Here is an 851-nt window from a genome sequence, read left to right on the forward strand (position 1 = left end):
TACAATGTGACACAATCGCACATCGCAGCAGTCAGATCATTGCAGACAATTGAGGAAATTGAAAACTATGATTATACGGTCGGTTATCCGGTGAAACTTAGCTTTCCCGGATAGCCTACATAATAGTTGTATGCTTTAATTTCTTCTTTTGTCTCTAGCTGTTGAATAGCCTTCGTATGCCTTTGTGTCGTGTTAAAACAAGCAAGGGCATACAATTCTAGCTGTTGTAAAATGTCAATAGCTCTTTCGATTGATAAGACAAACCTTGTATCACCAATCCAAATACTTGTTTCAGATCGCCCGGCTTCTTTCTCAATATTGATTGAGTTCATAAGCCCGACGCGTGTAGACTTGTTTAGCCATCCCAATACTCCGTTTATACTGAACTGATTCACTGCTTCAGATGAATCGAACAATCGTAATTCATCAAGTTTTTGCGCTCTGATTTCTTCTATAGAAGCTTCATGCACAACTAAGATCGGACATCCTTTCTTACTTTCAGCTATGAGTAACCCTGCCGATTGACCCGCTAGTAGTTGATTGTAATATTCATCCGTAATTTCTACCGAACCTTCTTGGTATTCGTCGTAGAATCCATTTTTCCAATACTTCATAATATTTGTTTTTTAGTTATTTCCAACGCCCGATCGCAAACCATGTAAAATTCCAGCCAGTCCAAACGATAGCCGGAGTTGAATTTATTCCGCGAGTGAGAACTTTACAATATGATGTATATTTACCATTAAGGTCATACCCCGGAGCATATATAAAAGATTCACTTGTATTATTTACTGCTCCAGTGAAATAAATGTTATAATCAGTATTATAGAAAGTGGTAGGAAAATATAGAC

General features: G+C 37.6%; 1 protein-coding gene and 1 pseudogene. Both read right to left on the reverse strand.

Going from position 1 to position 851, the window contains the following annotated elements:
* Positions 1–83: 83 nt before the first annotated feature.
* On the reverse strand, positions 84–614 hold the full coding sequence (locus DXB58_RS27585; protein WP_122138881.1) for a DUF4376 domain-containing protein: 531 nt from the start codon (positions 612–614) through the stop codon (positions 84–86).
* A gap of 16 nt (positions 615–630) precedes the next feature.
* A pseudogene (locus DXB58_RS28325) lies at positions 631–851 on the reverse strand (hypothetical protein); the annotation flags it as partial.

Origin of the sequence: Bacteroides sp. OM05-10AA (genome assembly GCF_003439055.1) — a bacterium.
Lineage (GTDB): Bacteria > Bacteroidota > Bacteroidia > Bacteroidales > Bacteroidaceae > Bacteroides > Bacteroides intestinigallinarum.

Coding starts and splice junctions, on each gene's coding strand:
- DXB58_RS27585 (WP_122138881.1), bottom strand. CDS start 614: ATGAAGTATTGGAAAAATGGATTCTACGACGAATACCAAGAAGGTTCG.